At 72.6% G+C, this 21,212-nt stretch carries 23 protein-coding genes and 2 pseudogenes; 8 read left to right on the top strand and 17 right to left on the bottom strand.

Annotation, left to right across the window (positions count from 1 at the left end; genetic code table 11):
• Positions 1 to 247 precede the first annotated feature (247 nt).
• Positions 248 to 451 carry a cold-shock protein gene (locus tag IE94_RS0100460; protein WP_030145317.1) on the top strand — a complete coding sequence of 68 codons (204 nt, stop codon included), beginning with the start codon at positions 248 to 250 and terminating at the stop codon, positions 449 to 451.
• A gap of 96 nt (positions 452 to 547) precedes the next feature.
• The gene (locus tag IE94_RS0100455; RefSeq protein ID WP_030145316.1) at positions 548 to 1,192 is read left to right on the top strand and encodes a class I SAM-dependent methyltransferase; all 645 of its coding nucleotides are present in this window, start codon (positions 548 to 550) and stop codon (positions 1,190 to 1,192) included.
• A gap of 18 nt (positions 1,193 to 1,210) precedes the next feature.
• Here IE94_RS0100455 and IE94_RS0100450 read toward each other — a convergent pair whose 3' ends face one another.
• Both IE94_RS0100450 and IE94_RS0100445 read right to left on the bottom strand, forming a co-directional pair.
• Positions 1,211 to 3,139 (bottom strand): AMP-dependent synthetase/ligase, encoded by a 1,929-nt coding sequence (locus IE94_RS0100450; RefSeq protein WP_030145315.1) that lies wholly within the window; start codon positions 3,137 to 3,139, stop codon positions 1,211 to 1,213.
• A gap of 225 nt (positions 3,140 to 3,364) precedes the next feature.
• The gene (locus IE94_RS0100445; protein ID WP_030145314.1) at positions 3,365 to 4,651 is read right to left on the bottom strand and encodes an acetyl-CoA C-acetyltransferase; all 1,287 of its coding nucleotides are present in this window, start codon (positions 4,649 to 4,651) and stop codon (positions 3,365 to 3,367) included.
• A gap of 125 nt (positions 4,652 to 4,776) precedes the next feature.
• Between IE94_RS0100445 and IE94_RS0100440 the strand changes: the two genes are divergently transcribed.
• Entirely contained in the window at positions 4,777 to 6,069 is a 1,293-nt protein-coding gene (locus IE94_RS0100440) for a 3-oxoacyl-ACP reductase (protein ID WP_030145313.1), read from the top strand.
• A complete protein-coding gene (locus tag IE94_RS0100435; protein WP_030145312.1) occupies positions 6,069 to 6,944 on the top strand; it encodes a MaoC/PaaZ C-terminal domain-containing protein in 876 nt (291 codons plus the stop codon). The genes IE94_RS0100440 and IE94_RS0100435 overlap by 1 nt, the downstream gene beginning before the upstream one ends.
• Here the strand turns inward: IE94_RS0100435 and IE94_RS0100430 are convergent.
• The 11 genes from IE94_RS0100430 to IE94_RS0100385 all read right to left on the bottom strand — a co-directional run bounded on the left by IE94_RS0100430 (position 6,929) and on the right by IE94_RS0100385 (position 15,979).
• The gene (locus IE94_RS0100430; RefSeq protein ID WP_030145311.1) at positions 6,929 to 7,666 is read right to left on the bottom strand and encodes a TetR/AcrR family transcriptional regulator; all 738 of its coding nucleotides are present in this window, start codon (positions 7,664 to 7,666) and stop codon (positions 6,929 to 6,931) included. The genes IE94_RS0100435 and IE94_RS0100430 overlap by 16 nt on opposite strands.
• A gap of 71 nt (positions 7,667 to 7,737) precedes the next feature.
• Positions 7,738 to 9,060, bottom strand: coding sequence for a dicarboxylate/amino acid:cation symporter (locus IE94_RS0100425; RefSeq protein WP_030145310.1), 1,323 nt, complete (start codon positions 9,058 to 9,060; stop codon positions 7,738 to 7,740).
• A gap of 74 nt (positions 9,061 to 9,134) precedes the next feature.
• Entirely contained in the window at positions 9,135 to 9,236 is a 102-nt protein-coding gene (locus IE94_RS41665; RefSeq protein ID WP_342450703.1) for a putative leader peptide, read from the bottom strand.
• 140 nt (positions 9,237 to 9,376) lie between these two features.
• On the bottom strand, positions 9,377 to 9,676 hold the full coding sequence (locus IE94_RS0100420) for a DUF4229 domain-containing protein (protein ID WP_030145309.1): 300 nt from the start codon (positions 9,674 to 9,676) through the stop codon (positions 9,377 to 9,379).
• Positions 9,677 to 9,754: 78 nt separating this feature from the next.
• Complete coding sequence (locus IE94_RS0100415; RefSeq protein ID WP_030145308.1) at positions 9,755 to 10,279, bottom strand: GNAT family N-acetyltransferase; 525 nt, start codon at positions 10,277 to 10,279, stop codon at positions 9,755 to 9,757.
• A gap of 16 nt (positions 10,280 to 10,295) precedes the next feature.
• On the bottom strand, positions 10,296 to 10,934 hold the full coding sequence (locus tag IE94_RS0100410; protein ID WP_030145307.1) for a UdgX family uracil-DNA binding protein: 639 nt from the start codon (positions 10,932 to 10,934) through the stop codon (positions 10,296 to 10,298).
• Positions 10,935 to 11,150: 216 nt separating this feature from the next.
• Positions 11,151 to 12,314, bottom strand: coding sequence for an aminofutalosine synthase MqnE (mqnE, locus tag IE94_RS0100405; protein ID WP_030145306.1), 1,164 nt, complete (start codon positions 12,312 to 12,314; stop codon positions 11,151 to 11,153).
• Between the two features lie 78 nt (positions 12,315 to 12,392).
• The gene (locus tag IE94_RS0100400; protein ID WP_030145305.1) at positions 12,393 to 12,848 is read right to left on the bottom strand and encodes an Lrp/AsnC family transcriptional regulator; all 456 of its coding nucleotides are present in this window, start codon (positions 12,846 to 12,848) and stop codon (positions 12,393 to 12,395) included.
• Positions 12,849 to 12,913: 65 nt separating this feature from the next.
• The gene (locus tag IE94_RS0100395) at positions 12,914 to 13,564 is read right to left on the bottom strand and encodes a UbiX family flavin prenyltransferase (protein WP_030145304.1); all 651 of its coding nucleotides are present in this window, start codon (positions 13,562 to 13,564) and stop codon (positions 12,914 to 12,916) included.
• A 55-nt stretch (positions 13,565 to 13,619) separates the two neighbouring features.
• Positions 13,620 to 14,525, bottom strand: a complete 906-nt coding sequence (gene mqnP, locus IE94_RS0100390) for a menaquinone biosynthesis prenyltransferase MqnP (RefSeq protein WP_030145303.1) — start codon at positions 14,523 to 14,525, stop codon at positions 13,620 to 13,622.
• Entirely contained in the window at positions 14,522 to 15,979 is a 1,458-nt protein-coding gene (locus tag IE94_RS0100385; protein WP_030145302.1) for a menaquinone biosynthesis decarboxylase, read from the bottom strand. The genes mqnP and IE94_RS0100385 overlap by 4 nt, the downstream gene beginning before the upstream one ends.
• A gap of 87 nt (positions 15,980 to 16,066) precedes the next feature.
• Between IE94_RS0100385 and IE94_RS0100380 the strand changes: the two genes are divergently transcribed.
• On the top strand, positions 16,067 to 16,375 hold the full coding sequence (locus tag IE94_RS0100380) for a PLD nuclease N-terminal domain-containing protein (RefSeq protein ID WP_030145301.1): 309 nt from the start codon (positions 16,067 to 16,069) through the stop codon (positions 16,373 to 16,375).
• Positions 16,376 to 16,660: 285 nt separating this feature from the next.
• Here the strand turns inward: IE94_RS0100380 and IE94_RS0100375 are convergent, their stop codons facing one another.
• Positions 16,661 to 17,068, bottom strand: a complete 408-nt coding sequence (locus tag IE94_RS0100375) for a VOC family protein (RefSeq protein ID WP_030145300.1) — start codon at positions 17,066 to 17,068, stop codon at positions 16,661 to 16,663.
• A gap of 93 nt (positions 17,069 to 17,161) precedes the next feature.
• Here IE94_RS0100375 and IE94_RS41800 point away from each other — a divergent pair.
• Both IE94_RS41800 and IE94_RS41795 read left to right on the top strand, forming a co-directional pair.
• Positions 17,162 to 17,989 (top strand): annotated as a pseudogene (locus tag IE94_RS41800) (helix-turn-helix transcriptional regulator); the annotation flags it as partial.
• A gap of 444 nt (positions 17,990 to 18,433) precedes the next feature.
• Positions 18,434 to 18,607: pseudogene (locus IE94_RS41795) on the top strand (WCX domain-containing protein); the annotation flags it as partial.
• A gap of 28 nt (positions 18,608 to 18,635) precedes the next feature.
• Here the strand turns inward: IE94_RS41795 and IE94_RS0100365 are convergent.
• Entirely contained in the window at positions 18,636 to 18,998 is a 363-nt protein-coding gene (locus IE94_RS0100365) for a DoxX family protein (protein WP_030145298.1), read from the bottom strand.
• Positions 18,995 to 19,504 (bottom strand): cupin domain-containing protein, encoded by a 510-nt coding sequence (locus IE94_RS0100360; protein ID WP_030145297.1) that lies wholly within the window; start codon positions 19,502 to 19,504, stop codon positions 18,995 to 18,997. The genes IE94_RS0100365 and IE94_RS0100360 overlap by 4 nt, the downstream gene beginning before the upstream one ends.
• 80 nt (positions 19,505 to 19,584) lie before the next feature.
• On the opposite strand from IE94_RS0100360, the gene IE94_RS0100355 reads away from it, so the two are divergent.
• The gene (locus IE94_RS0100355) at positions 19,585 to 20,448 is read left to right on the top strand and encodes a LysR family transcriptional regulator (protein WP_030145296.1); all 864 of its coding nucleotides are present in this window, start codon (positions 19,585 to 19,587) and stop codon (positions 20,446 to 20,448) included.
• Here the strand turns inward: IE94_RS0100355 and IE94_RS40790 are convergent.
• The gene (locus IE94_RS40790) at positions 20,445 to 20,603 is read right to left on the bottom strand and encodes an RICIN domain-containing protein (RefSeq protein WP_245235138.1); all 159 of its coding nucleotides are present in this window, start codon (positions 20,601 to 20,603) and stop codon (positions 20,445 to 20,447) included. The genes IE94_RS0100355 and IE94_RS40790 overlap by 4 nt on opposite strands.
• Between the last annotated feature and the right edge of the window lie 609 nt (positions 20,604 to 21,212).

Below are 21,212 nucleotides of genomic sequence, written 5' to 3'. Positions count from 1 at the left end.
GGCGTCAGCCGAACGGCGCAGGTGTTCAAACGTCCGGGTGAAGTGATCTTGACCTCTGTTGCGCTCGGTGGCCTGCGTGCTAGGCTCACAGCAAGTTGCAGTTTGGTTTCCCTTGCAGTACAGAGCCTGCGGAGCATGTGACCGCGGGCTCTCGTAGTTCTCAGACGTATGCAGTTGTGCGGCATTCAAAAGTCTTCACACTTGCTGGTTCTGGAGCAGGGCAACCCTTTGGGCCCAAGGAGGGCTTATGGCTCACGGAACCGTGAAGTGGTTCAACGCCGAAAAGGGCTTTGGTTTCATCGCCCAGGAAGGCGGCGGCCCGGACGTCTTCGTCCACTACTCCGCGATCAACGCTCAGGGATTCCGTTCCCTCGAGGAGAACCAGCAGGTGTCTTTCGACGTCACGCAGGGCCCCAAGGGTCCGCAGGCGGAGAATGTCACTCCTGTCTGATTGACAGCAGTACCCAAGGAGCCCCGCGCCGGTTTCGGCGACGGGGCTCCTGCCCTTTCCGCACCGGCTGTCAGTGGCTGCCACTAAGGTCCGCCCATGACCACCGACCCCGCCTTCGTGGCCACCACCAGGTCCTTCTACGACGCCGTCGCCGAGGACTACCACGCCCGTTTCCGCACCGTGCTCGACGACGCCCCGCTGGACCGGGCGCTGATGGGCGCCTTCGCCGAGCTCGTGGGGCCCGGGGGGCAGGTGGCCGACCTGGGCTGCGGGCCCGGTGGGGTCACCGCGCACCTGGCCTCGCTGGGCCTGCGGGTCTTCGGCCTCGACCTGTCCTCCTCGATGCTGGCGATCGCGCGCCGCGAGAACCCGGGGCTGCGGTTCGAGCAGGGGTCCATGCTGGATCTCGACCTGCCCGACGGCGCCCTCGCGGGGGCCGTCTCCTGGTACTCGTCGATCCACACACCGTGGGAGCGGCTGCCGGACCTCTTCGGGGAGGTGCGGCGCGTGCTGGCCCCGGGCGGGCATCTGCTGCTCGGCTTCCAGGTCGGCGACGAGCCCCGCCACCACGACCGCCCGTGGGGCCATCCGGTCGCCCTGGACTTCGAACGGCGGCGGCCCGAGCCGATGGCGGAGCTGCTGGAGCGGACCGGGTTCACCGTGCTGTCCCGGACGGTGCGGATCACCGAGGAGACCACCGTCGCCCAGGTCCCGCAGGCCTGCCTCATCGCCCGCCGCTGAGCACCCGCCGGGCAGGCCCTACCCCTCGTAGAGCCCCTCCACCGCCTCCGCGAAGTCCCGCATGATCGCTTCGCGCCGGAGCTTCATGGAGGGGGTCAGGTGGCCCTCCCACTCGGTGAAGTCCCTGGGCAGGACGGCGAAGCGGCGGATGGACTCCGGGCGGGAGACCAGCTTGTTGGCCTCGTCCACGGCGCGCTGGAGGACGGCGTGGACCTCCTCGTCGTCGGTGAGGAGCTCCGGCGGCACGGGGTGCTTGCCGTTCATGCGGCGCCAGTGGGTGACGCCGTCGGGGTCGAGGGTGAGCAGGGCGGAGACGTAGGGCCTGCGGTCGCCCAGGACGAGGCACTGGGAGATCAGGGGGTGGGAGCGCAGCCAGTTCTCCAGGGGGGCCGGGGCGACGCTCTTGCCGCCCGCGGTGATCAGGAGCTCCTTCTTGCGGCCGGTGATGGTCAGGTAGCCCTCGTCGTCCAGGCTGCCGAGGTCTCCGGTGGCGAACCAGCCGTCGGGTGCGGCCTGGACCACGCCCCCGGCCTGCGGGTCCCAGTAGCCGTGCAGGACCTGCTCGCCGGCGATCAGGATCTCGCCGTCGGCGGCGATGCGGACGCGGGTGCCGGGCAACGGCCAGCCGACCGTGCCCAGGCGCGGCTTGAGCGGGGGCGTCACGGTGGCGGCGGCGGTGGTCTCGGTGAGGCCGTAGCCCTCGAAGATCTCGATGCCGGCACCGGCGTAGAAGGCGGCCAGGCGGCGGCCGAGCGGGGAGCCGCCGCAGATGGCGTACTTGACCCGGCCGCCCATGGCGGCCCGGATCCTGCGGTAGACGAGCGGGTCGTAGAAGGAGCGGGCGGTCTTCAGGCCGCGGCCGGGGCCGCCGCCCGCACCGGTCTGGCCGGCCTCCTTGGCCTCGCCGTAGCGCACCGCCACCGAGACCGCGCGGTCGAAGGCCGCGGCCCGGCCGCCGGACTCGGCCTTGGCGCGGGCGCTGTTGAAGACCTTCTCCAGCATGTACGGGATGGTCAGCAGGCAGGTGGGGCGGAAGGCCGCGAGGTCGGGGAGCAGGTCCTCGGGCTTGAGGCTCGGGGCGTGGCCGAGGCGGACCCGGGCGCGGACGCAGGCCACCGCGACCATGCGCCCGAAGACGTGGGACATCGGCAGGAAGAGCAGGATCGAGGGCTCCTCGCCGGTCTCCGCCTTGAAGACGGGGTAGAGCAGCTCGATCGCGTTGTCGACCTCGGCGAAGAAGTTGCCGTGGGTCAGGACGCAGCCCTTGGGGCGGCCGGTGGTGCCGGAGGTGTAGATCAGGGTGGCGAGGGTGGGCGGGCCGAGCATGCCGCGGCGCACCTCCACCTCCGCGTCCGGCAGCCGCGCGCCCAGCTCCGCCAGCTGCTCGACGTGGCCCTTCTCCATCACCCACAGGTGCTTGAGGTCGGGGACGCGGTCCAGCTCGGGGCCGAGGGCGGCGGCCTGCGCGGTGGTCTCGGTGACCAGGGTGACGGCGCCGGAGTCCTGGAGGATCCAGCGGGTCTGGAAGAGGGAGGAGGTCGGGTAGATCGGGACGGTGACCAGGCCGGCCGCCCATGCGGCGAAGTCCAGCAGCGTCCACTCGTACGTCGTCCGCGCCATGATCGCGATGCGGTCGCCCGGCACCAGCCCCTCGGCGATCAGGCCCTTGGCCACCGCCAGCACCTGCCGGGCGAACTCGGCCGCGGTGACCTCGCTCCAGTCCCCGTCCGGCGACCTGCGGCTGAGGACGACCTGGTCCGGGACCGCCGACGCGTTGTCGAAGGGCAGGTCGGCGAGGGACCCGCGGCGCACCGGCGGCGCGAACGGCGGTACGTACGCCTCCCGGACGGACCCGTCCAGCATCCGCGTCTCGGGCGCCACCAGGGTGGGGCCGGGCGAGTCGGCGTAGGCGGCGGATGCGGCGAAGGACGGAAGCGGGGTGGACACGGGCGGCTCCTAGGACGTGCAGCAAAGACACTGCTTCTGCGGTCGCTGCTTCGCTGCATGACGTACGTGCCTCGCGCGCCGAGGCGTTCATCACCGGTTCCGCGGACAGGGGTGCTACCGGCGGTCAGTTCGGGGATCGTACGGTGCCCACGTGGGGACCTGGTGCGGGTTCGGGGACGGTCCCGCGCCGGGCGTGTGCAGCCTTGGGGGTTACCTGAGGGTAAGTCATGTTCGTTCCAGTATCGCCGTGACGCCCTGGCCGCCCGCCGCGCAGACGGAGATCAGGCCGCGCCCCGGGCCTTCCCGCTCGGCGAGCAGGGTGGCCAGGGTCGCCACGATGCGGGCGCCGGTCGCGGCGAAGGGGTGGCCGGTGGCGAGGGAGGAGCCCGCCACGTTCAGGCGGGCCCGGTCCACCGGGGCCAGGCCGCGCTTCTCCCAGGCGGCCAGGGTGGCCAGCACCTGGGACGCGAACGCCTCGTGGATCTCGACGAGGTCGAAGTCGTCGATTCCGAGCCCGGCCCGCTCCAGCATCCGCGGCACCGCGTACGCGGGCGCCATCAGCAGCCCGTCCTCGCCCCCGGCCACGTCCCCGCCGACGAAGTCCACGGCCGCCGTCTCGAAGGCGGTGAGATGGGCGAGCGGCTCCAGCCCCCGGGCCTCGGCCCACTCCTCGCTCGCCAGGAGCACCGTCGCGGCGCCGTCGGTCAGGGGCGTGGAGTTGCCCGCCGTCATGGTGGGTCCGGGGGCGTCGAGCCCGAACACCGGCTTGAGCGCGGCCAGTTTCTCCACGGTCGAGCCGGGACGCAGGTTCTGGTCGCGGGCCAGGCCGCGGAAGGGGACCACCAGGTCCTGGAAGAGGCCGCGTTCGTACGCCGCCGCCAGCCGCTGGTGGCTCGCGGCGGCCAACGCGTCCTGCTCCTCGCGGGTGATGCCCCAGGCGCGCGCGGTCACCGCGGCGTGCTCGCCCATCGACAGGCCGGTGCGCGGCTCGGCGTTGCGCGGGATGTCGGGGACCAGGTGCCCCGGGCGGATCCTGGCCAGCGCCTTCAGCCTGGCGCCGGCCGACTTGGCCCGGCGGGCCTCCAGCAGGATGCGGCGCAGACGGTCGTTGACGCCGAGCGGGGCGTCGCTCGCGGTGTCGGCACCGCCCGCGATCGCCGACTCGGTCTGGCCGAGGGCGATCTTGTTGGCGGCGGCGATCACGGCCTGGAGTCCGGTCCCGCAGGCCTGCTGGATGTCGTAGGCGGGGGTGCGCGGGTCGAGTGCCGAGCCGAGGACCGTCTCGCGGGCGAGGTTGAAGTCCCGGCTGTGTTTGAGGACCGCTCCGGCCACGAACTCGCCGACGGCGCCCGGGTCCTGGAGTCCGTGGCGCTCCACCAGGCCGTCGAGGGCCGCGGTGAGCATCTCCTGGTTGGAGGCGGTGGCGTAGGGCCCGTCGGAGCGGGCGAAGGGGACGCGGGCGCCGCCGAGGACCGCTACGCGGCGCGTGGGCCGCGGTGCCAGAGTGCTCATCTCGACCTGCTCCTCACCCGTGACATAGGCTTACCTCCGGTAACCTTACTCCAGAGTAAGCAGTTGTGGGCAGACCGGCCTCTGGAGGACCTCTGGACACGTCGCAGCCCCTGGGGAGACAGGACATGGCCGACCGCTATCTCAGCTTCACCGGCACCGCACCCGGCCGCTTCCTCACCCGCAGACTGGGCCTGCCACAACCCGCCGAGCTGCGGCGGGACACGCTCGACGGCGGCCTGCTGCACCTCACGGCCGGCACGTCCGCCCTCGGCCTCGCGCCCGTCCTGGCCCGCACCGGCCTGCCCCGGGAGGAGGACGGCCGGCCCGCCGCCGTCGTCCTCGACGCCACCGGCGTGCGGGACGTCGACGCGCTGGCCGAGGTGCACGCCCGGCTGCACCCGGTCCTGCGCTCCGTCGCCGCGAGCGGCCGCGTGGTGGTGCTGGGCGCCCCGCTCGACCCCGCCGACCACCACCAGGCCGCCGCCCAGCAGGCACTGGAGGGGTTCACGCGTTCGCTCGGCAAGGAGATCGGCCGGGGCAGGACGGTCAACCTCGTACGGCTCACCGACGCGGCGCCCGCCGAATCCACCCTCCGCTTCCTCCTGTCCGCCGCCTCCGCCTACGTCAGCGGCCAGGTGATCGAGGTCGCGGGCGCGCGTGAGGGCGCCGACCCCGACGACTGGACCCTCCCCCTCGCCGGGCGCACCGCCCTGGTCACCGGCGCCGCACGGGGCATCGGCGCGGCCGTCGCCCAGACGCTGGCCGGGCAGGGCGCCCAGGTCGTCGTCCTCGACGTGCCGCAGGCCGAGGACGCGGCGCGCCGGGCCGCCGAACGCCTCGGCGGCACCGCCCTCGCGCTGGACGTCACGGCCGCCGACGCGGGCGAGCGCATCGCCGCCGCACTGCCCGGCGGACTCGACATCCTGATCCACAACGCGGGCATCACCCGCGACCGGCGTCTGGTCAACATGCCCGCCGAACGCTGGAGTTCCGTACTCGACGTCAACCTCGCGAGCGTCCTGCGCACCACGGACGCGCTGCTCGCGGCGGGCGCCGTCAACCGGGGCGGCAGGATCGTCGCGACGGCCTCCATCGCCGGGCTCGCGGGCAACGCGGGCCAGACCAACTACGGCGCCAGCAAGGCGGGGATCGTCGGCCTGGTCCGCTCGCTGGCGCCCCGCGCGCTCGCCGGGCACGGGGTGACGGTGAACGCGGTGGCGCCGGGCTTCATCGAGACAAAAATGACGGCGGCGGTCCCCCTCTTCATCCGCGAGGCCGGCCGCCGCATGAACTCCCTCGCCCAGGGCGGGCTGCCGGTGGACGTCGCCGAGACGACCGCCTGGCTCGCCCACCCCGCCTCCGGCGCGGTCAACGGCCAGGTCGTACGGGTCTGCGGCCAGAGCCTGCTGGGGGCGTGATGACCGCCGCCGCCCCGACCACCAGCACCCTGACCGGCGTCCCCGCCCTCGCCCCGCTCCTCGCCCGCGGCGCGCTGCTCTCCCCGCTCAAACGGCCCCGCCCCGACGCGGACTTCCCCCGCACCCGGCTGGTGCTGCCCGGCCTGCGCGTGGACCTCGCACGGCTGGCGGCGTACGAGCGGGCATGCGGATTCCCGACCGGCACGGACGCGCTGCCGCCGACGTATCCGCACGTGCTGGGCTTTCCCATGGCCATGCGTCTGATGAGCGGCCGGGGCTTCCCGCTGCCCCTGCTCGGGCTGGTCCACACCTCCATCGGCATCACCCGGCGGGCCGCGATGCCCGTGACCGGCGGGTACGAACTCGCCGTCCACGTCGAGGGGCTGGCCCCGCACCGGCGCGGCACCGAGGCGACGGTGATCACGGAGGTACGCGCCGGCGCGGACCTCGTCTGGGAGTCCCGCAGCACCTACCTGGCCCGGCACCGCCCCGCCACCGCCCCGCCCACCGCCGGGGACACCCCCGCCGGGGACCGGGACGCCCTCCCCGCGCGCGCCGAATGGCGACTGGCCGGTGACGTCGGACGCCGCTACGCCACCGCCTCCGGCGACCGCAATCCGATCCACCTGCACCCGCTCACCGCCCGCCTGTTCGGCTTCCCGCGGGCCATCGCGCACGGCATGTGGACCGTGGCCCGCTGCCTCGCCGAGCACGGGACACCGGACGCGGCCGTGGTGCGGGCGGACTTCCGGGCCCCGGTGCTGCTGCCGGGAACGGTGACGTACGGGGCCGAGAACGGGCGGTTCACCCTGCGCGGCGCCCATGACGGGCGACTGCACCTGTCCGGCGAGGTCCGTCCCTACCCGGCGCCCTGAGCCACCGGCGCCGGGGACGGCGCGGCGCGGGGCGCCGGGTCCGGCACCGGCACCGACACCGGCACCGGCACCGGCTCGGGCTCCTCGGGCGGGGTCCACGGCCGGCCCGTCATCAGGTCGCCCAGGCCCGCCCAGGCGAAGTTCATCAGGGTCGCCGCCGCCTGCTTGGCGGTGACCCCCTCGGTGGCGCCCGCCCAGTCGGCGAGCGACTCCGCGGCACCGACCAGCGCCTCGGCCAGCCCGGCGACCTCGCCCTCGGGCAGATGCGGGTCCCGGTGCGCGTCCCGCGCCGCGGCGGCGATCAGCTGCGTCACGAACGCCACGATCTCCGCGCGCATCGCCGCCACCTCGGCCGCGAACCGCTCCCCGTGCGTACGGGCGTGCAGGTGCAGCATGCGCCAGGCGTCCGGGTGCCGGGCGGTGTGGCTGAAGAACGCCCGCAGCCCCGACCAGAGCTGCCCGTCGGCGGAGAGCCCCGGACGCACCCCGGCCCGCACCGCCTCGGTGAGGGCGCGGGCCTCGCGGCCGATGCAGGCGCTGAAGAGGTCGTCCTTCGAGTTCAGGTACAGATACACCAGCGGCTTGGACACGCCCGCCAGTTCGGCGATCTCGTCCATCGACGCCGCCATGTACCCGCGCCGTCCGAAGACGCTCACGGCGGCGTCCAGCATCTGCTGCTCACGGACCGCACGCGGCATCCGCTTGGTCTTTCCAGCACCCATGCGAATCAGCGTACGGTCCGTGCGGCGGTGATCAGGACGTCAGCGCGGCGCCGGCGCCCCGACCACGACGCTCAGGCGGCGACCGGAACGGGCTCCGCGTCCTGCTTCTCCCACTCGGGCTCGTCGATCGGCGAGGCGTGCGCCGCGTCGTACGCCGTACGGTCGAGCAGCCCCTCGCGGGCCGAGACGATGACGGGCACGAGGGCCTGGCCCGCGACATTGGTCGCCGTGCGCATCATGTCCAGGATCGGGTCGATGGCGAGGAGGAGGCCGACGCCCTCCATGGGCAGGCCCAGGGTGGACAGGGTCAGGGTGAGCATGACCGTGGCGCCGGTGAGGCCGGCCGTGGCGGCGGAGCCGACCACCGAGACGAAGGCGATCAGCAGGTAGTCGCCGACGCCGAGTTGGATGTCGAAGATCTGCGCGACGAAGATCGCGGCGATCGCCGGGTAGATCGCGGCGCAGCCGTCCATCTTGGTCGTCGCGCCGAACGGCACGGCGAAGGACGCGTACTCCTTCGGGACGCCGAGGCGCTCGGTGACCTTCTGGGTCAGCGGCATGGTGCCGACGGAGGAGCGGGAGACGAAGGCCAGCTGGATGGCGGGCCAGGCACCCTTGAAGAACTGGAGCGGGCTGGCCTTGGCGACGGTGGCGAGCAGCGTCGGGTAGACCACGAACATCACGAGGGCGCAGCCGACGTAGATGTCGGCGGTGAAGGTGGCGTACTTGCCGATGAGGTCCCAGCCGTAGGTCGCGATGGCCTTGCCGATGAGGCCGACGGTGCCGAGCGGGGCGAGGCGGATGACCCACCACAGGGCCTTCTGGAGGAGTTCGAGGACCGACTCGCTCAGGTTCAGGATCGGCTGGGCCTTCTCGCCGAGCTGGAGGGCGGCGATGCCGGCGACGGCGGCCATGAAGACGATCTGAAGGACGTTCAGCTCGGTGAACGGCGTGATGACGTCGGTCGGCACGATGCCGGTCAGGAAGTCGATCCAGGAGCCGGTGTGCTCGGGCTTGCCGCCGTCGGCCGGGGTGAGGCCGGTGCCGGAGCCGGGGTTGGTGACCAGGCCGATGACGAGGCCGATGGCCACCGCGATCAGCGACGTGATCATGAACCAGAGGAGGGTGCGGGACGCCAGGCGGGCGGCGTTGTTGACCTTCCTCAGGTTGGTGATGGAGACGAGGATCGCGAAGAAGACCAGCGGTGCGACGGCCAGCTTCAGCAGGCCGATGAAGGTGTCACCGACCTTCTCCAGGGTGGTGACCAGCCACGATATGTCCTGGCTGCGGGCCAGCCAGCCCAGCAGGACGCCGAGGACGAGACCGGCGAGTATCTGGGCCCAGAAGGGCACCTTGAGGTACTTCGTGAAGGAAGAGGGTGAAGACACGGACATGCTCCGTAGGGGGGACGGGACGCGGGGTGGGGACGCGCTGAGCTGACGTGGGAACGACTGGGAACGGGGGAACGTCAGGGGCGACAGTTCGCGGACGCGCACCGGCAGAGGTCCACGTGCAGGCGCGCCACGAGCGCGAGGCGCTGTGGTGTGGTGGGCGCGGCTGCGTGCTTCATGCACACGACTTTAACACCCATGCTTTGAGACACTCAAAGCCATACTTTGAGAGGCAGGAGTGCGCTCCTGCCCGTAAAACGCAAAGCGCCCCGGTTTCCGGTGACTTTGGAAGCCGGGGCGTGCGGGTGCGTGAGGGACGTTACGAGGTCTGGCCCTGCGCCCGTGCGGCGTCGTCGGCGGTGTCCTCCTGGCCGCGGTTGGCCTCCAGGTTGGCCTTCATGCGGGTCACCCGGCCCGCGACCTGGACCGAGGCCCGGTCCCGCTCCTTGCGCAGCGCGACGTAGCTGATGGGGGCGGAGATGAGCAGGGAGAGCAGGAGGATCCACATGCCGTTGGAATCGCCGAGGCCGCGCGGGAACACTCCGGCGTAGACGAGCCCCCAGACGACCAGGAGGCAGCCTGCGAAGATCCCGAGGCGCATCAGCGTGTAGCGGAGCATCTCAATCCACTCTTCCGTTTCTGGCACAAAGAGGCACTGTCCAGTGAAACATGCCGCTCCGCGGAGCCTGCACGGGGGTCAGCCCAGGGGCAGCAGCAGGAAGATGTCGTCCCGGTCGTCGCACGGCGCGACCCGGATCGCGCCGGGGACCCGGCCGACCTCCTTGTAGCCGCAGGACTCGTAGAACCGCTCCAGGCCGAGCCCGCCCCGGCAGGTCAGCCGTATCGCCTCGATGCCGTCGCAGGTGCGGGCGGCGTCGGCGGCGGCGGCCATCAGGTCCCGGCCGTAGCCCCGGCCCTGGTGGCGCGGGTGGACCATGACCGTGTAGAGCCACAGCCAGTGCCGCATCAGGCGGTGCGTGTTGAGGGTGAGGAACGCGCAGGCGGCGAGCCGCCCCTGCGCGTCGTGGCCGACGAGCAGGCGGGTACGGCCCTCGGCCATGGCCGCCAGGTGCTTGACCAGCTCGGGACGGATGTCCTCCCGCGTCACCGGCGGGACGAAGCCCACGGAGCCGCCGGCGTTGGAGACGTCGGTCCACAGGTCGAGGACGCCGTCACGGAGGTCGGGGGTGACGGCCGGATCGAGAGTAAAAGTAAGGGACACTGCACGATAGTAACCATTACGCAAGGGTCTGTGCGGCGATTCTCAGGTCCGAGACCAGTCCCCGGTAGGCCGCCTCCCGGTCGTCCGCCCGCAGCACCGCCGAGGGGTGCACGGTCGGCACCAGCCGTTCCCGCCGCCCGTGGATCTCCTCCTCCAGCACCGTGGCGCGCACCCGGGTGACCCGGAACGAGGAGCCGAGCAGCGCCTTGCCGGCCGTGGCGCCCAGCACCACGATCAGCTCGGGCTCCACCCGGTCCAGCTCGGCGGCCAGCCAGGGGCCGCAGGCGGTGGTCTCGCGCAGGGTGGGCGCCTTGTGGATGCGGCGCTTGCGGGGTTCGGCCCGGGTGAACTTGAAGTGCTTGACGGCGTTCGTCACGTACGCGTCCGCCGGGTCGATGCCGGCTTCGGCCAGCGCCCGGTCGAGGAGGTGTCCGGCGGGGCCGACGAAGGGCTTGCCCTGCCGGTCCTCCTGGTCGCCGGGCTGCTCCCCGACGAGCATGAGACGGGCGGACGCCTCACCGGCACCGAAGACGGTCTGGGTGGCGTCCCTGTGCAGGGGGCAGCCCCGGCACCCCGCGGCGGCCCTGCGCAGGGCGGGAAGGCCGCCGCGGTCGGGAACGAAGGGCTGCGCGGTGTAGTCGTCCTCGGTGGCCATGAGGATGCGGGTACCCGCCGGGGGCCGGTCGGATCCGTGCGGGGTGCGGGTGGTCTGCGGCTGGGGCGCGGTTTTCCGCGCCCCAGCGGGGCAGGTGGACCGGACCGCCCCGCCCCAGCGGGGCAGGTGGACGGACCGCCCCGCCCCAGCGGGGCAGGCGGACGGGACCGCCCCCGAGAGTGCCACCGCGCCCGGGAGGACGACGACCGTGAGGAATCAGACCCGCATCGGCTGCGGCGCCTCCCGGCGCGCCGGGTCCGGTCCCTCGTACTCCCGGAGGATCTCGTACCGCGTGTTCCGCTCGACGGGCCGGAACCCGGCGTCGCGGATCAGGTCCAGCAGGTCCTCGCGCGTCAGCTTGTTCGGGGTGCCGAAGTCGTCCGCGTCGTGCGTGATCTTGTACTCGACGACCGAGCCGTCCATGTCGTCCGCGCCGTGCTGGAGAGCCAGCTGGGCCGTCTGGACGCCGTGCATGACCCAGAAGACCTTGACGTGCGGCACGTTGTCGAAGAGGAGGCGCGAGACGGCGAAGGTCTTCAGGGCCTCCGCGCCGGTCGCCATCTGCGTACGCGCCTGGAGCCGGTTCCTGATCTTGCCGTCCTTCATGTCCACGAAGTCGTGCTGGTAGCGCAGCGGGATGAAGACCTGGAAGCCGCCCGTCTCGTCCTGCAGCTCACGCAGGCGCAGCACGTGGTCCACGCGGTGGCGGGGCTCCTCGATATGGCCGTAGAGCATGGTGCACGGGGTCTTCAGGCCCTTCTCGTGGGCCAGGCGGTGAATGCGGGACCAGTCCTCCCAGTGGGTGCGGTGGTCGACGATGTGCTGCCGCACCTCCCAGTCGAAGATCTCCGCGCCGCCGCCGGTGAGGGACTCCAGACCGGCGTCGATCAGCTCGTCCAGGATGTCGGAGGCGGACATCCCGGAGATGGTCTCGAAGTGGTGGATCTCGGTGGCCGTGAACGCCTTGAGCGAGACGTCCGGCAGCGCGGCCTTCAGCTCGCGCAGCGAGCGCGGGTAGTAGCGCCACGGCAGGTTGGGGTGCAGGCCGTTGACGATGTGCAGCTCGGTGAGGTTCTCGCCCTCCATCGCCTTGGCGAGCTTCACCGCCTCCTCGATGCGCATCGTGTACGCGTCCTTCTCCCCCGGCTTGCGCTGGAAGGAGCAGTACGCGCAGGAGGCGGTGCACACGTTGGTCATGTTGAGGTGACGGTTGACGTTGAAGTGGACCACGTCGCCGTTCTTCCGCGTCCGCACCTCGTGCGCGAGGCCGCCGAGCCAGGCGAGATCGTCCGACTCGTACAGCGCGATGCCGTCCTCGCGGGTCAGCCGCTCACCGGAGCGGACCTTCTGCTCCAGCTCGCGCTTGAGCCCGGCGTCCATGCGATACCTCTTTCTGAGACGAACTCGTCAACCGTACGCCCCGGCGCGGGGGCCGGTCGCGGTGGCCAGGGCCGGTCCCTAGGCCTCTTCGGGCAGCTCACCCACCCGGTTCTCCCACTTGGTGGAGAGAACGATGGTGGTACGGGTCCGGGACACGCCCTTGGTGCCCGACAGCCGCCGGATGATGCTCTCCAGGCCGTCGACGTCCGCGGCGCGGACCTTGAGCATGTAGGAGTCGTCGCCGGCGATGAACCAGCAGTCCTCGATCTCCCGCAGCTCCTTGAGGCGCTGGGCCACGTCCTCGTGGTCGGCGGCGTCGGAGAGCGAGACGCCGATCAGGGCGGTGACGCCGAGGCCGAGGGAGGCGGCGTCGACGGTGGCACGGTAGCCGGTGATGACACCGGCCGCCTCCAGCCGGTTGATGCGGTCGGTGACGCTGGGTCCGGAGAGGCCGACCAGGCGCCCCAGCTCCGCGTAGGAGGCCCGGCCGTTCTCCCTCAGGGCCTGGATGAGCTGCCTGTCCACCGCGTCCATGCGATCGAAGCCTTCCACTGAAGAGTTCTGAAGATGTGGGTAACCAACGTGTGGGGAGGTGGTGCTCAGGTGGTGGGGCGGGCCCCGCCGAGGTCGCCGCGCCAGCGGCGGTACAGGTCGTGTCCGACGCCCGCCGCGTCGAGGACGCGTCCGGCGACGAAGTCCACCAGGTCCTGGATGTGCGTCGCCCCCGCGTAGAAGGCCGGGGAGGCGGGCACCACGCTCGCGCCGGCGTCGTCCAGGGTCACCAGGTGCCTGAGCGTCCGGCCGTCCAGCGGGGTCTCCCGTACGGCCACGACCAGCCTGCGGCGCTCCTTGAGGGTCACGCTCGCGGCGCGCTGGAGCAGGTCCTTGGACAGCCCGAGGGCGACCCCGGCGACGCAGGCCGTCGACGCGGGCACGATCAGCATGCCCTTCGTCGGGTACGACCCCGAGGACGGCCCGGCCGCGAGGTCGCCCGCGCTCCAGTGCCGTACGCCGCTGACGTCCGCGTCGAAGGTGTCCGGCTTTCCGTCGGCTCCGCGGGCCAGCCATTCGCGCAGGTCCTGCTGCCAGTGGGCGTCGCGGAAGGAGATGCCGGTCTCGTCGAGCAGGGTGAGCCGCGAGGCCCGGCTGACCACCAGGTCGACGCTCTCACCGGCGGCGAGCAGCGCACGCAGCACGGCGGCGGCGTAAGGGGTGCCGGAGGCCCCGGACACCCCCACGATCCAAGGCACGCGCTGCGTCTGTCCTGGCTTCATGATGCCGAGCCTAGTCGCAGGCTCATGCTTTTCAGACCGTGAGGCCCCTGACGAGCAGATCCAGCAGCGCGCACACGAAGAGAGCGATCCCGATGAAGCCGTTGACGCTGAAGAACGCCCTGTTGAGGCGGGACAGGTCGGTGGGGCGGACGATGGTGTGCTCGTAGAGGAACGCGCCCGCGACGATCACGAGGCCGAGCCAGAAGAAGGTACCCGCGTCGGTGGCGACGGCGTACCAGGCGAACAGGGCCGTGGTGACCGTGTGGCAGGCGCGGGCGCCCCAGATCGCGGCCGGGACGCCGAAGCGGGCGGGGACGGACTTCACGCCGACCTGCCGGTCGGTCTCGACGTCCTGGCAGGCGTAGATCAGGTCGAAGCCGCCGATCCAGATGCCGACCGCGAGGCCGAGGATCACGGCCTCCCAGGACCACTCGCCGCTGATCGCCAGCCAGCCGCCGATCGGGCCCATGGACTGGGCGAGGCCGAGGATGGCCTGCGGGAAGTTCGTGAACCGCTTGCCGTACGGGTAGACCACCATCGGGATCACCGCGACGGGGGCCAGGGCCAGGCAGAGCGGGTTGAGCAGGGCCGCCGCGCCGAGGAAGACGACCAGGGCGATCAGCGCCCCGGTCCAGGCGTGCTTGACCGACATGGCGCCGGTGACCAGCTCGCGGTGGGCGGTGCGCGGGTTGCGGGCGTCGATCTCGCGGTCGATGATCCGGTTGACCGCCATCGCGAAGGTGCGCAGGCCCACCATGGCGACGGTGACCAGGAGCAGCCGGCCCCAGTGGATGTTCTCGTCCCACGTGTACATCGCCGTCAGCGCGGCGATGTAGGCGAAGGGCAGCGCGAAGACCGAGTGCTCGATCATCACCAGGCGCAGGAACGCCTTGGTGCGCCCCGGCTGCTGCGGCAGGGCGGCGGAAGCCGACGTCACAGTCCGTACTCCTTCCAGCGGCGGTCGACCTTCGCCGCCGTATCCGGGTCGGACACCACCATGTCCGGCCAGCCCCCGTCGCGCGTGTACCCCTCCTCGGGGAGCTTCCTCGTGGCGTCGATACCCGCCTTGCCGCCCCAGAACTGCTGGTAGGAGGCGTGGTCGAGGTGGTCGACCGGGCCTTCGACGACGGTGAGGTCACGGGCGTAGTCGGTGTTGCCGAGTGCCCGCCAGGCGACCTCGTGCAGGTCGTGGACGTCGCAGTCGGAGTCGACGACCACGATCAGCTTGGTGAGGGACATCATGTGGGCGCCCCAGATGGCGTGCATCACCTTCTGGGCGTGCTTGGGGTACTTCTTGTCGATCGAGACGATCGCACAGTTGTGGAAGCCGCCGGCCTCGGGGAGGTGGTAGTCCACGATGTCCGGGACGATGATCTTGAGGAGCGGCAGGAAGAAGCGCTCCGTGGCCCGGCCGAGGGGGCCGTCCTCCGTCGGCGGACGGCCGACCACGATCGACTGGAGCAGCGGGCGCTTCCGCATCGTCACGCAGTCGATCTTCAGGGCGGGGAAGGGCTCCTGCGGGGTGTAGAAGCCGGTGTGGTCGCCGAAGGGGCCCTCGGGGAGCATCTCGCCGGGCTCCAGCCAGCCCTCGACGACGACCTCCGCCTGCGCCGGGACCTGGAGCGGGACCGTCTTGCAGTCGACCATCTCGATCCGCTTGCCCTGGAGGAACCCGGCGAAGAGGTACTCGTCGATGTCGCCGGGGAGGGGGGCGGTGGAGGCGTAGGTCACGGCGGGCGGGCAGCCGAAGGCGATCGCGACCGGCAGGCGCTCACCGCGCCGGGCGGCGACCTGGTAGTGGTTGCGGCTGTCCTTGTGGATCTGCCAGTGCATGCCGATGGTGCGCTTGTCGTGGCGCTGGAGCCGGTACAGGCCCAGGTTCCGGATGCCCGTCTCCGGGTCCTTGGTGTGGGTCAGGCCCAGATTGAAGAAGGAACCGCCGTCCTCCGGCCAGGTGAACAGGGCCGGGAGGCGCTCCAGGTCCACGTCGTCGCCGGTGAGGACGACCTCCTGGACGGGCGCGCTGCCCGGCTTCACCTTCTTCGGCGGTACGTGCGTCATCGTGCCGAGCTTCCCGAAGGCCTCGCGCATGCCGACGAAGCCCTGCGGCAGCTCGGGACGGAGCAGCCCGCCGATCTTGTCCGAGATCTCGGAGTACGCCTTGAGGCCGAGGGCCTTGAGCAGGCGGCGGTCGGTGCCGAAGACGTTCATCGCGAGGGGCATGTCGGAGCCCTTCACGTTCTCGAAGAGCAACGCCGGGCCGCCCGCCTTGTTCACCCGGTCGACGATCTCCCCGACCTCCAGGTACGGATCCACCTCGGCCTTGATGCGCTTGAGGTCGCCCTCGCGCTCCAGCGCCCTGAGCAGGGAGCGAAGATCGTCGTAAGCCATGCGGTCCAGTATCCCCGAGCCGCTACCCTGGCCCTGTACCTGGGGGCCCTGACGCGTCCCCACCCCTCGCTTGAGCTGGAGAAGCCCATGCTCCGGGTGCTGATGTTCCTCGTGCCACTGGCGTTGAGCGTGTACGCGTTCATCGACTGCATCAGCACGAAGGACGAGGACATCCGCCACATGCCCAAGCCGCTGTGGGCGATCCTCGTGCTGCTCTTCCCGCTGGTCGGTTCGGTCTCCTGGATCATCGCCGGCAAGAAGCGGCAGCCGGCCGGTTCCTCGCCCTGGCAGGTCGGCGGCGGGCGGCGGCAGTGGGTCGCGCCGGACGACAACCCGGACTTCCTGAAGTCCCTGGAGAGGAACGACGAGAAGGACAGGGACGGGGACAAGGAATAGGACTGGGACTGGGGCCCCGGCAGGGGGCTGGTTCGGGCGGGATCCTGGTCCAGCGCTGGGACGCGGAGCCGGTGCACGTCGTGGCCGTCAGGCCGGGGCGGGAGAAGGCCCAGCCGTCGTCCTCGCGCAAGTACTGGAGGTAGAAGCCGCTGGCGTCGGCGCTGTCCCGGCTGACGGCGGTGGCGAAGGCGTCCGGCACGACGGCGAGGCGGACCCGGGCGGCGACGGTGAAGCTGCGGCCCGCGCCGGTGTCCAGCACCGGGGCGGGTCCAGCACAGGGGGCTCTCAGCGGGTGACGCCGGCGAACTTCTCGACGGCGGCCGGGGTGACCGGGGTGAAGAAGTTGACCAGGTTGCCGTCGGGGTCGCGGAAGAGGAGCGCGCGGTTGCCCCAGGGCATGGTCGTGGGCTCCTTGACGAACTCCCCCACGAAGCCGGTCAGGTTCCGGTGCACCGCGTCCACGTCGTCCACCAGGAACTCGATGATCACGCTGCGGTTGTCGGCGGGGCGGGCGGAGCCGGGGGCGAAGAGCGGCACGGTGCAGGTGCTGCCGATCGCGAGGGTGCCCGAGGGGGTGCGCAGTTCCGCGAAGTCCTCGGTGGCCCAGGCCGCGCGCAGACCGGTGGCGCGCTCGTAGAAGCCGACGAGGCGGGCGACGTCACCCGTGATGACGCGGATCGAGACGAGATTCATGGGGTGCCTCCTGGGGCGGATCAGTGCCTGCGCCCCCACGCTAGGAGGGATACCGGTCACCATCCGGCCGGTATCGGCGGCAGACTTGGGGGCATGTCGCGTCCCGTCTCCCGTGTGCTGACCCTGCTCGAACTGCTCCAGTCGGGCGGCCTGCGGACCGTGGCCGAACTGGCCGACCGGCTCGGCGTCGGCGAGCGCACGGTGCGCCGGTACGTCGACCACCTCGTCGATCTCGACGTCCCCGTGGAGTCGGTACGCGGCCGCCACGGCGGCTACCGGCTCGCCCCCGGTCACCGCACGCCGCCGCTGATGCTCACCGACGACGAGGCGCTGGCCGTCCTGCTGGGCCTGGTCGCCGGGCGGCGGACGGGGATCACGGCGGCGGCGGGCACGGCGGGCGAGACGGCGGCGGCGAAGGTCCGGCGGGTGCTGCCGGAGCGGCTCCGCCACCGCCTGGACGCGGTGCTCGACTCCCTCACCTTCACGACCGCGCCGGCCGGGTCCGCCGCCCCGGAGGCCGCCGTCCTGCTCCCGGTCGCCGACGCGGTGCGCCATCACCGGCCGGTGGCGATCCGGTACACCGGCGGCCGAGCGGGACGCGGCGAACGCACCCTGTACCCGTACGGCCTCGTCGCGCACGCCGGCCGGTGGTACGTGACGGGCCGGGACCTGTCGGCCGGGGCGGAGCGGACGTTCCGCCTCGACCGCATCAGCGGCGCGCGGGTCCTGCCCGGCACCTTCGAACCCCCGCCCGGGCCCGGCCCGGCGGAGCGCGTGCTGACGGCGCTGGCCACCGCGCCCTACCGGCACGAGGTGACGGTACGGGTGCGCGGGACGCCCGAGGAGCTCCGCGCCCTGCTGCCGGGCAGCGTGGCGATCGTGAGCGCGGAGGGGTACGGGAGCGGGGCCGCCCGGACGGCCGGAACCGGTGTCCCGCCGACCGTCGGGGCCGGAGCCCCTGGGGAAGCCGACGGGATCGGGTCCCCCGGTGGAGCCGTCGGGATCGGGGCCCCTGGGGAAGCGGCCGGCCCCGGGCAGGCCGCCGGGTCCGGGGCCCCCGGGGAGACGGACGGGGCCGAGACCCCCGGGGAGACGGACGGGGAAGCGGCCGAGGCCGAGACCCCCGGGGAGGCGGACGGGAGCGAGGCCCCCGGGGAAGCGGCCGAGGTCGGGCCCCCCGGGCAGGCGGACGGGAGCGAGGCCCCCGGGGAGACGGCCGGGGCCGAGACCCCCGGAGAGACGGCCAGGGCCGAGACCCCCGGGGAAGCGGCCGAGGTCGGGGCCCCCGGGCAGGCCGCCGGGTCCGGGGCCCCCGGAGAAGCGGCCGGGCCCGGGGCCTCCGGGGAGGCCACCGGGGCCGGGGGCGAGCCCTGGTGCCGGGTCGAGATCCGGGCCGAGCGCCTCGACTGGCTGCCGGGCGTCCTCGCCTCGCTGGACCGCCCGTTCGTCGTCGAGCGGCCGGACGAACTGCGCGGACTCGTCGCCGCTCTCGCGGGCCGGCTCATGGCGGCGGCCCGGCACCCCCCGCCGAACGGCTGACGGCGAGCGTCGGGCGTCGGGCGTCGGGTCACAGCCAGGTCGTGGCGAGCGAGGCGGTGACGGCGGCGGTGGCCAGCAGGGTGAGGTTGAGGCCGACCCGGCGGTCCCCGAGGCGCAGGTGGACCCGGGTCGCGCCGATCTGGAGGACGACGAACCCGACGGCCGCGGCCAGGGCCAGCCAGGGCGCGACGCCGGTCAGCGGCGGAAGGACCAGCCCGGCCGCGCCGAGCACCTCGACCACCCCGAGGGCGCGGACGGCGGGCAGCGGCGTGCTGTCCACCCAGGCCATCATCGGCCGGAGCGCTTCCCGGCTCCGCACCGCCTTCAGCACGCCCCCGTAGAGGGAGAAGGCGGCCAGGAGTCCGGCGACGATCCAGTACGCGACGTTCACGACCCGGCGCCCCGGCCGAAGTCGGTGGCGGGCTCGGTCGCGTAGCGGCTCATCGTCGCGAGGCTCTCGCCGGGGGTCGGGGTGCGGCCGTCGGCGTACAGCTCCCGCAGGTCCCGGAAGTACCGCACGTACAGGTCCGGGGTGAAGGTGCTGAGCATGCGGGCCGGTTCGCCAGTGGTGTTGGCGAAGGTGTGCGGTGCCCCGGGCGGGACCATCACGAGCGTGCCCGCCATCGCGTCGATGTCCTCGTCCCCCACGGTGAACCGCACCGTGCCGGAGAGGACGTAGAAGCCCTCGTCGTGCCGGGCGTGGCGGTGCTGGGGCGGTCCGGGGGTGTGCGGGGCGAGGACGGACTCGGCCATGCCGAGGCGGTGGCCGGTGTGGCTGCCGTCCTCCAGGACGCGCATGCGGGTGGTGCCGAGGAGAATCGTCTCGCCTTCTCCCGGGCCGACCACCGACACGGCGGGGTCCCGGCCCGGCTCACTGTTCTGCGGTTCGTCGGTCATGGCCCGATTCCACCGCCGGGGCGGCGCAGGCGTCCAAGACCCGTTCCGCGCACCCGATACCGCACGGGTATCGTCGCAGGATGGACCGGTTGGAGCTGCGTACGCTGCGCTACTTCGTGGCGGTCGCCGAGGAACTCCACTTCGGCCGGGCCGCCGTCCGGCTGCACATGAGCCAGCCGCCGCTGAGCCGGGCGATCCGGGCTTTGGAGACGGAACTCGGCGCCACGCTGTTCCACCGCGCCTCCACCGGCGTCATCCTCACCGGGGCCGGGGCGGTGCTGCTCGACGAGGCACGCGCCCTGCTCGACCGGGCCGACCGGGTACGCGCGCGCGTGGCCACCGCGGCCGGTGCCGCGGCCCTCACCGTCGGCATCCTCGGCGACAGCACCGACCCGGACGTGGTCCGGCTGGCCGAGACCTACCGCCGGCGCCACCCGCACGTCGAGGTCACCATCCGCGAGACCGACCTGACCGACCCCACCTGCGGGCTGCACGCCGGCCTGGTCGACGTTGCCCTCACCCGCGGCCCCTTCGACCCGACCGGCCTGACCACGCACACCCTGCGCGCCGACCCGGTGGGCGCCCTGCTGCGCGCCGACGATCCGCTGGCCGGCCGTGCGAGCCTGACGCCGGCGGACCTCGCCGACCGGCGCTGGTTCCGTTTCCCGGCGGGCACGGACCCGCTGTGGCAGGCGTACTGGCACGGCGGGGAGCCGCGCCGGGGGCCCGTGGTGCGCACCGTCCGGGAGTGCCAGCAGGTCGTCCTGTGGAACGGCACGGTCGGGATGACCCTCGCCGAGCACGTGCCCGCGGAGGGCCTCACCGTGGTCCCGCTGACCGGCCTGCCGCCGAGCCCGGTGCTGCTGGCCTGGCCGCGGGCCGACCCGAGCCCGCTGGTCCGCTCGTTCGTCCGGACGGCGATCGCGGCGTACGACGCCGCCTAGCTCCGCGTCCAGCGTTGGGCCGCCGACTGGTCGCAGGCCTCGTTGCGCACGCCGGTGCCGCTCATCGCGCTGACGGTGACGCAGCCGCCGGTCGCGGCGTTCTTGAGGGTGCCGCCGGACCCCACCCGCCACTCCTGGCCGGTGGTTACGGCCACAGGGGAACGAGAAGACCGGGTGTCCGATCGCCGCGGTGTAGGTGCACTGGCCCAAGAGCCCGTTGACGATCCACACGGTGCCGTTCGGCCTGCTCCGGAAGGTCCAGGTGGCCGCGTCGCCCGTGCAGTCGCCGTCGTACGGGGCGTCGGAGACGGCGGTGGTCATGCACCGACCGGTCTTGGCGTTCCTGAGCATGAAGCCACCTGATCCAGCCGCGTCGCCGTCTCCGGAGCCGGAGCCAGACCCGGAGCCAGATCCGTCGCAGACGCCGGTGCGGGCAGTGGTGACGGCTCGGGTTCTGGTTCCGGGGCCGGGTCACCGTACGAGCCGCCGCTGTGGCCGGAGGCCCTCACCGAGCGACTGACCGAACGGGCCGCCTTCACGCCCGCGTCGCCGACGCCCGGTAGCGGCCGCCGCGCCGCCACGGACCGGCCCTGGGCCGTGGCTTCCCCCGCCACGGCCCAGGGCCTCCGTCCTGTTGCCGGAAGCCGATCGGGGGCCGGAGTTGCCGGACTCCGTCCTTGCTGACGTGGTGGGGCACGGACACACTTGGCGGGCGGCGGGAACCGCCGCGAGGGCGCGGAAGACGGGGGGCAGGGTGTGAAGCA

This window comes from Streptomyces violaceorubidus (genome assembly GCF_000717995.1).
Taxonomy (GTDB): domain Bacteria; phylum Actinomycetota; class Actinomycetes; order Streptomycetales; family Streptomycetaceae; genus Streptomyces; species Streptomyces violaceorubidus.
Note: the sequence above shows the minus strand (reverse complement) of the source record. Positions and strands in the feature narration are given on the sequence as shown.

Coding starts and splice junctions, on each gene's coding strand:
- IE94_RS0100460 (WP_030145317.1), top strand. CDS start 248: ATGGCTCACGGAACCGTGAAGTGGTTCAACGCCGAAAAGGGCTTTGGT.
- IE94_RS0100455 (WP_030145316.1), top strand. CDS start 548: ATGACCACCGACCCCGCCTTCGTGGCCACCACCAGGTCCTTCTACGAC.
- IE94_RS0100445 (WP_030145314.1), bottom strand. CDS start 4,651: ATGAGCACTCTGGCACCGCGGCCCACGCGCCGCGTAGCGGTCCTCGGC.
- IE94_RS0100440 (WP_030145313.1), top strand. CDS start 4,777: ATGGCCGACCGCTATCTCAGCTTCACCGGCACCGCACCCGGCCGCTTC.
- IE94_RS0100435 (WP_030145312.1), top strand. CDS start 6,069: ATGACCGCCGCCGCCCCGACCACCAGCACCCTGACCGGCGTCCCCGCC.
- IE94_RS0100430 (WP_030145311.1), bottom strand. CDS start 7,666: ATGGGTGCTGGAAAGACCAAGCGGATGCCGCGTGCGGTCCGTGAGCAG.
- IE94_RS0100425 (WP_030145310.1), bottom strand. CDS start 9,060: ATGTCCGTGTCTTCACCCTCTTCCTTCACGAAGTACCTCAAGGTGCCC.
- IE94_RS41665 (WP_342450703.1), bottom strand. CDS start 9,236: ATGAAGCACGCAGCCGCGCCCACCACACCACAGCGCCTCGCGCTCGTG.
- IE94_RS0100420 (WP_030145309.1), bottom strand. CDS start 9,676: ATGCTCCGCTACACGCTGATGCGCCTCGGGATCTTCGCAGGCTGCCTC.
- IE94_RS0100410 (WP_030145307.1), bottom strand. CDS start 10,934: ATGGCCACCGAGGACGACTACACCGCGCAGCCCTTCGTTCCCGACCGC.
- mqnE (WP_030145306.1), bottom strand. CDS start 12,314: ATGGACGCCGGGCTCAAGCGCGAGCTGGAGCAGAAGGTCCGCTCCGGT.
- IE94_RS0100400 (WP_030145305.1), bottom strand. CDS start 12,848: ATGGACGCGGTGGACAGGCAGCTCATCCAGGCCCTGAGGGAGAACGGC.
- IE94_RS0100385 (WP_030145302.1), bottom strand. CDS start 15,979: ATGGCTTACGACGATCTTCGCTCCCTGCTCAGGGCGCTGGAGCGCGAG.
- IE94_RS0100380 (WP_030145301.1), top strand. CDS start 16,067: ATGCTCCGGGTGCTGATGTTCCTCGTGCCACTGGCGTTGAGCGTGTAC.
- IE94_RS0100375 (WP_030145300.1), bottom strand. CDS start 17,068: ATGAATCTCGTCTCGATCCGCGTCATCACGGGTGACGTCGCCCGCCTC.
- IE94_RS0100360 (WP_030145297.1), bottom strand. CDS start 19,504: ATGACCGACGAACCGCAGAACAGTGAGCCGGGCCGGGACCCCGCCGTG.
- IE94_RS0100355 (WP_030145296.1), top strand. CDS start 19,585: ATGGACCGGTTGGAGCTGCGTACGCTGCGCTACTTCGTGGCGGTCGCC.